We start from the raw sequence: 7,151 nt of genomic DNA, 5'->3' as shown, positions 1-7,151 counted from the left end.
CATGAGGATTCGTCCATGCAGCGATTCGAGAATGCCCGCGAGGCGGCACTGGCGCTTCGCCCGGACGATCCGGTCTATTGCTTCCGCCCGCAGGTGCTGATGGCGGATGCCAGGCAGTTCATGGGCATGTTCCCCGGCAAGACCGCCTATGCGGTCAAGACCAATGGCGAGCCGATCGTACTCAAGGCGCTGGTTGAGGCCGGCGTCACTGCTTTCGACGTCGCCTCGCCAGGCGAGTTCGCCGCCGTGCGCGCGGTCTCACCCGATGCCGAGATGCTCTACATGCATCCGGTCAAGGCGCAGTCGGACATCAAGCTGGCACTGGAGAAGTACGCCATCCGTGTCATTTCGCTCGACCATGAGGACGAGATCACCAAGCTGACACGGGTGGTGCGGGCGCTCGACATCGATCCAGGCGCGATAGCCGTGTTCGTGCGGGTGCAGACCAAGGGGCTTGCCGCCTACGAACTGTCGAAGAAGTTCGGCGCCGGGCCGGCCTATGCGGTAGAGCTGGCGGAGCGGCTGAACCGCACTGGCTACAAGGTCGGCCTGTGTTTCCATGTCGGCAGCCAGATCGAGGATCCCGATACCTATGAGCGGGCGCTGGCCTCGGCCGACTGGGTGCGCAACCGCCTGACCTTCGACATTGCCGGGCTCGATGTCGGCGGTGGCTTTCCAGCCGAGTACGGCCACGACCCGAACCGCAAGCACATCGAGATGCCGTCGCTCGGCCAGATCATGTCGCGGCTTTCCGGCGACCTCAAGGAATACCAATTCGACCACATACCGCTGGTGGCCGAGCCCGGCAGGGTGATCGTGGCGCGCTGCCTGTCGCTGATCGTGCGGGTGCTCTTGCGCAAGGGCAAGCGGCTCTACATCAATGACGGCATCTGGGCGTCGCTGTCGGACTCCTGGACCGGCAAGATCACGCTGCCGGCGCGTTTCATCCCCGATCCGGCGATCCGCTCGCGCAATGGGGAGGAAAAGAACATCGTGCCGTTCAAGGTCTGCGGCGCGACCTGCGATTCTGTCGACATCCTGTCGCGGCCATTCTGGCTGCCTGAAACGGTCGACACGGGCGACTGGATCGAGATCGGCCATATCGGCGCCTATTCGCTGTCGCTTAGGACCCGCTTCAACGGCTTTTACCCCGACACCTTCGTCGAGGTAACGACGCCGTTCGACGAAGGCGACGCGCCGCAAGGCTTTGCGAGTTTGGAGACGATGGCGAATTAGTGAGGTGGTGAGTAGAAGCAGCCCTTCTATTCACTACTTACTATTCGCACTCACTAGAGCCTCGCCAAAAGCTCCGGCGTCGGCCAGCCGTCCACCGGCAGGCCAAGACGCATCTGCTCCTTGCGGATGGCTTCGCGGGTGTTGGTGCCGAGGATGCCATCGACCGTGCCGACATCGTAGCCCCTGGCTTCCAGCCTGGTCTGCAGCGCCTTCAGTTGCTCGTTGTTGAGGCCGGTCTCGGGATTGCGCGGATCGAACTGTGGCGCGCCCGCCAGCCTGGCGGCGAGGTTGGCAGCGGTCAGCGCGTAGGTGAAGGACTGGTTCCATTCGAGATAGACATCGAAATTGTCGTAGGTGAGGAAGGCTGGCCCCTTGCGGCCCATCGGAAGCGCGAGGCCCGCTTTCAGGCCATTGTCGACCAACGGGGCGCCGCTGGGGTAGGTGACACCCCATTGTGCCCATTGTGTCAGCGGCAGCTTGTTGGTGCGCCCGGTCTGGTCCCACGGCATGTCGTCGGGCACGCGGACCTCCTGGATCCAGGGCTCGTCACGTTTCCAGCCACGCGACAGAACCTTGTTGGCAGTGGTCATGATCACATCCGGCACGCTGCCGCGCAGGTCGACCTTTCCGTCGCCATCGCCGTCGACGCCGCGCGCCAGATAGTCGGAAGGCAGGATCTGCGTCTGGCCGATCTCACCGGCCCAGGCACCCCTGACATCGGCCGGCACGACGCCGCGATCGATCAGTTCCAGAAGTGGCACGAGCTGAGGCCSAAACAGTTGCGGGCGGCGGCAATCATGGGACAGCGTCACCAGGGCGCTCAGCGTGTGGAAATCGCCCTGCACGGCGCCGAAATCGGTCTCCAGCGCCCAGAAGGCGGCGATGATCGGTGCCTGGACGCCGAATTGCTGGTCGGCACGGGCGAAGACATCGGCGTATTTCTTCATGTTCGCCGCGCCCTGCTTCAGCCGGTAGGCCGAGATCATGCGGTTCGAAAATTCGGTGAAGGTCTGGGTGAAGACGCCCTGGGCGCGGTCGCGCGCCAGGACCTTGTCGTCGATGGTGGCATCCTCCAGCGCGTCCAGACCCACTGCACCGACACCAGCCGATTTGGCTTCCGCCGCTACGCCCTGCTTCCAGGTTTCGAAGTCGCCGCCACATTCCTGCGCCATCGCCGGCAAGGCCGTGGCGCACAAGAAGAGCGCCGCGAGGGCTTGGGAATGCAGTCGCATCAGCTTCCTTTCGAACGAATGAGGGCATTTGTCGTGCCCCCCTCGGAAGCCCCAACGCCCTTGATTACCGCCGGTTGCACTCTTTGCCGCCGGCTGTGTCGAAAAGCAAGCGGCAGGCCCGGTGTCAACGGTGTTCTGCCGAAGCCTCTTATTCCGCTCCGCTTCGCTGCGGTTAAACCTAGGTCAACGGGTGTTCTGCCACAGCCCCCTTTTTCCAGGCGACCTCGTTGCCGTTGAACCGGGCTCAACGGGTGTTCTGCCGCAACCACTTGTTCCACGCAGCTTCGCTGCCGTTGAAGACGTTGATGTCGGACTTGCCGGTCATGCCCGGAACGATGCCGGTTCCGGTGTATTGCCAGAAGGTGAAGGGGTGRCTGCCGTATTTTTCGCGCGGATGGCCGGCGACGGATCGCAGCCAGTAGGGATAGCCGCGGAAGGTCGATAGCTGGTTGTCGTCGAAGAAGTCGACCGAGGTGTAGATGATCGGCTTCTTGCCATAGTGCCGTTCGACGATTTCGAGGAAGGTGGTCATCTCCGCGCGCACCGTGGCGGCATCGGGACGCAACCTGCAGGTTGGCGACTTCGGGTTCCACTCCATGTCGAGGACTGGCGGCATCGCCGAGCGATCGACCGGGACGTTCTGGATGAACCAGCGCGCCTGCTGGGCGGCGGGCGTGCAGAAGTAGAAGAAGTGGTAGGCCGCGCGCGGGACGCCGGCGGCTTTCGTGCGGGCCCAGTGTTCGTTGAAATATTCATCGAAGCGGTCACCGCCCTCGGTCGCCTTGATGAAGGCGAAGGAGATGCCGCTGGCCTTGGCAGCCGGCCAGTCGACCGACGTCTGATATTTGGACACATCGGTGCCGTGGACGGCATAGTTCCACGGCGCGCCGCTGTCCCATTCATGCGGCTTGGAATCGGCGAAGCGCGGCGCGCGCACGGCAACCGTCGTCGGGCTACTGGACGCAGACGGCGACAGCGGCGAGAGATCGTCCACCGTCGAGCAGGCGCTAAGCAGCGTCAGCATGATGAGGCCCGCAAGACGGCGCATCGCAACTCCCGAGCCGGATTCAGCCGGTCGCTGATGGGTCTGTGCACTGATGGCCGGCGCTTGGTCTGGCCCCCGACGAGCGATCGCCCCACAGCATCGCCCGGTATCTTCGTTCTCGTGCATGTCGTTGTCCCAAAACCGCTGCGCAGTTTTGGGCGACATGCATTGATCGCCGAACATGGTTGATATCAGGTTGACGGCGCTCGACAAGCACTGCGATTTGCGGAAGCAATGGCGGCAAATCGATGACATAAGCGTCAGGCAGGGGCCTGGGAGGAAACAAATGCGGACCGTCGCCAAGATCGTCAGATGGCTGCTTGGCCTGGTCGTGCTGGCGATCGCCGCGCTCTTCGCCTGGCTCTACATCGCACCGCCGGAATTGATCCGTGTCGGTTCGGGCTATTCGGCCAAGATTGTCTGCTCGAACGTCTTCATCGCCGGTCGCGACGCCAATGAGGTGCTAGCGGTCGACGTGCAGGCGCCTGGGCACCCGCTGCTGCGGCTGATGCGGGTCTCGGTGGACAAGAACAGGGGAACGGTCTCGGCGGGCCTGCTCGGCTTCCTTGGCAAGAGCCTCGCTGTCGCCCGTGATGGGCTGGGCTGCGCCTCGGTTCCCGATGGCGATGTCGGCAAGGCGCGACGGACGGCGGTCTATGCCGAACCGTCGGCGGTCAGCCAGGACGCGCTGTGGCCGGAGGGCGAGCGGGTCGAGCCGTCACAGGACCCGGTGATTGCCAAGCTGCTCGACGATGCGGCGCTGACCGGCACCGGCATGCGTGCGGTGGTGGTGGTCAAGAATGGCCGCGTCGTCGCCGAGCGCTATGGCGCGGGATTCTCGGCAAAGACGCCGATGCTCGGCTGGTCGATGACCAAGACGGTGAACGCCGCTATCGTCGGCACGCTGGTCAAGGACGGCAAGATGGCGGTCGACAACAAAGGCCTGTTCACGCCATGGAAGGCGGATGGCCGCGCGGCGATCAGCCTTGCCGACATGATGGCGATGTCGAGTGGACTGGAGTTCAACGAGGACTATGGCGACGTTGCCGACGTCACGCGCATGCTCTACCTCGAACCCGACATGGCAGGCTTCGCCGAAGCCAAGCCACTGGTGGCCGAGGTCGGCAAAGTGTTTACCTATTCGAGCGGCACGGCGGTGATGCTGTCGCGCCTCTGGCAGGACGCGATCGGCGACAAGGGAAAGGCGCTGACGTGGCCACGAACGGCGCTGTTCGAGCCGCTCGGCATGCACAGCGCGGTGCTCGAGACCGATGAACAGGGCACCTTCGTAGGCTCGTCCTATCTCTATGCGACTGCGCATGACTGGGCCCGCTTCGGCCAGTTCCTGCTGCAAGGGGGCGTGTGGAACGGCAACCAGGTGCTGCCGGCCGGCTTCGTCGACTGGATGCGGGAGCCGGCGCCGGCCTCGAAAGTCTACGGCAAGGGCCAGTTGTGGATCGAGGCACCGGGCGACGAGAAAAAGCCCGGCGCTGGCGTGGCGGCGGGCCTGCCCAAGGACACCTACTGGATGGAAGGCCATGACGGGCAGACGGTGACCATCATTCCCTCTGAGCAACTGGTGGTGGTGCGGCTCGGGCTGACGCCGGCCAAGCTCGGCTACCGCCCTCAGGCGATCGTTGGGGCCCTGGTGGCCGCGCTACATTAGCTTCTACGGACGCGGCCCGATCACGGCCAGCCACGCATAGCCGCGATAAAGCGTGCGGAAACGGAAGCTTGCGCCGGTTCGACGAGTTTCCGATTCCAGGACCTCGCGCAGGGTTGAGCGCGGCGCGACATGGAACTTCTTGAGCCAGCCGCGCAGCAGTGCCCGGAACCAACCCGGCAGGCCTTCCTGCTGCCCGAAATCGACGACGTGCAGCGAACCATTCGATGACAGCGCAGCAAGTGCCGCCGACACCGTCTTTTCCCAACCAGGGATCATCGACAGCGAATAGGATACGAAGATGCGGTCGAACCGTTCTACACCGTAAAGCGCGTCTGTGTCGAAATCGGTGGCGTCGCCCCTCGCCAGCGTGACGCGGCCCGACAAGCCTTCGCGAGCAATGGCAGTGCCGGCCGTCTCCAGCATCTCGGCCGAAATATCGAGGCCGAAGAAGCGGGCGTCGGGATAGCGACGGGCGGCCAAGATGATGTTGCGGCCGGTGCCGCAGCCGAGTTCAAGCACGGTGCCGCTGGCCGGCACGTCGAGTCCCGAGATCATCAGGTCGCGGCCAAGCAAATAGTATTTGCGGGTCAGGTCGTAGATGTGACGCTGCCAGCGATAGACGCCGTCCATCAGCTCGGCATGGCTGGCCGGCAGCTCGGTGGTGCTCATGCTGCGCGCTTCACGTAGAGGYGGAAGCCGCCATAGATSGCCGAACGGTCGCGGGTCGAGAATTCGCGCGAGGCCTCGTCCTGATAAGTCCATTGGTCGAGCAGCGAGCTGGAAACCCGGCCGGGCAACAAGCTGGGTTCGGCGGCGGTGCGGAAGATGACGCGGGCGCCGGCCGACGCGGTGCGGGTGATTTCGGACCATAGCGCATTGAGCTGGTCGTCGGTCATCCAGTCCTGCGCATCGAGCAGGATGAAGCGGTCGACCGCGCCTGCATCCTTGCCGGCAAGGAACTCGATCAGATTGGCATGGTGGATGGCTACGCGGTCGACATTGCCGCGGATGGTCTCGTAATTCTGCTTTTCGAGATAGGCGGGCAGGGCGGCCTCGCCGGGATTCGGATAGCGGCGGGCGAAGGCCTGCCAGGCGAAGTAGTTGTTCTCCAGCGGAAAATCGCAAGCGAGCTTTTCCAGCCGGGCCTTGAGCACGCTGGCCATGGTGCCGTCGCCCGACGTGATCAGCGAATCATACTGCGCCGGCGGAATGCCGAGGCCGAACAGCGAGGCTTTGCGCGACGTCGCCCATTTCAGCAGCGGCTTGTCGAAGACCGGCGCCAGTTTCTCGTTGAAGAAGCGGCGCTGCTCGCCGATGTTACGGGCCTGCATGATGCCGGCAGGATCGACGCCGAAGAACTTTGCCGTGCGATGGCCCATGGCGATGAACAGGCCGAGCAGGCCGGTCTGGTAGAAATTGCGATCGAAGACCGCGATGCGCCGGCGGCCGCGCCAGTTGCGGCGCTCCCAGTAGTGACGGCTGACCGGGTCGAGATGCGGCGCGATGAAACGGTCGTAGGCTTGCGAATTGTGGCTGGTGTCGGCGGCGCCGAAGAAGCGGAACAGATCGCCCTGCGCAGGCAGGTGGCGCACGGCTTCCAGCTTCATGCGGTTCAACGCGATATGCGCTGCATTGAGGTCGACGGCGTCAATTTGTGCTGGCGAACGGGTCAGGTAGGCGAGGATGTTGCAGCCGCCGGAGGCGATGGTGACGACGCGATGGCCCTGGCCAAGCTGCATCGCCTCCATGTCGACATCGGGGTCCTCCCAGATCTGCGGGTAGACGAGGCCGGAAAACAGGAAGGCGAACAGCCGCTCCGAGATGCCGGCTTTCGACAGCGGGCGGTTCTGGTAGACGGCCTTTCCAACTTCCTTGCCGCGGCGAAAAACCAGATCTGCGGAAACGTCCGTCATGGCAAGGTGATTCCCCATTTGCTTTGGCGCAAGCGGGTAGCGCAGGGTCATGACAGGCC

General features: G+C 64.0%; 6 protein-coding genes. 2 read left to right on the top strand and 4 right to left on the bottom strand.

Annotation, left to right across the window (positions count from 1 at the left end):
* The first annotated feature begins 15 nt into the window (after window positions 1-15).
* Window positions 16-1,236 (top strand): alanine racemase, encoded by a 1,221-nt coding sequence (locus ACXJ7R_RS02090; RefSeq protein WP_457150358.1) that lies wholly within the window; start codon window positions 16-18, stop codon window positions 1,234-1,236.
* Between the two features lie 53 nt (window positions 1,237-1,289).
* Here ACXJ7R_RS02090 and ACXJ7R_RS02085 read toward each other — a convergent pair whose 3' ends face one another.
* Window positions 1,290-2,468 (bottom strand): lytic murein transglycosylase, encoded by a 1,179-nt coding sequence (locus ACXJ7R_RS02085; RefSeq protein WP_457150357.1) that lies wholly within the window; start codon window positions 2,466-2,468, stop codon window positions 1,290-1,292.
* A 244-nt stretch (window positions 2,469-2,712) separates the two neighbouring features.
* Complete coding sequence (locus tag ACXJ7R_RS02080; protein WP_457150356.1) at window positions 2,713-3,516, bottom strand: glycoside hydrolase family 25 protein; 804 nt, start codon at window positions 3,514-3,516, stop codon at window positions 2,713-2,715.
* A gap of 283 nt (window positions 3,517-3,799) precedes the next feature.
* Here ACXJ7R_RS02080 and ACXJ7R_RS02075 point away from each other — a divergent pair, with 283 nt between their 5' ends.
* The gene (locus tag ACXJ7R_RS02075; protein WP_457150355.1) at window positions 3,800-5,179 is read left to right on the top strand and encodes a serine hydrolase domain-containing protein; all 1,380 of its coding nucleotides are present in this window, start codon (window positions 3,800-3,802) and stop codon (window positions 5,177-5,179) included.
* A 3-nt stretch (window positions 5,180-5,182) separates the two neighbouring features.
* On the opposite strand, the gene ACXJ7R_RS02070 is transcribed toward ACXJ7R_RS02075, so the two are convergent.
* Complete coding sequence (locus tag ACXJ7R_RS02070) at window positions 5,183-5,848, bottom strand: class I SAM-dependent methyltransferase (protein WP_457150354.1); 666 nt, start codon at window positions 5,846-5,848, stop codon at window positions 5,183-5,185.
* On the bottom strand, window positions 5,845-7,143 hold the full coding sequence (locus ACXJ7R_RS02065) for a DUF3419 family protein (RefSeq protein WP_457150353.1): 1,299 nt from the start codon (window positions 7,141-7,143) through the stop codon (window positions 5,845-5,847). Before ACXJ7R_RS02065 ends, ACXJ7R_RS02070 begins: the two co-directional genes overlap by 4 nt.
* Between the last annotated feature and the right edge of the window lie 8 nt (window positions 7,144-7,151).

It is taken from the genome of Mesorhizobium sp. P5_C1, assembly GCF_054049815.1.
The sequence above is the reverse complement of the archived record's forward strand: the minus strand, read 5'-3'. Positions and strand labels throughout refer to the sequence as shown.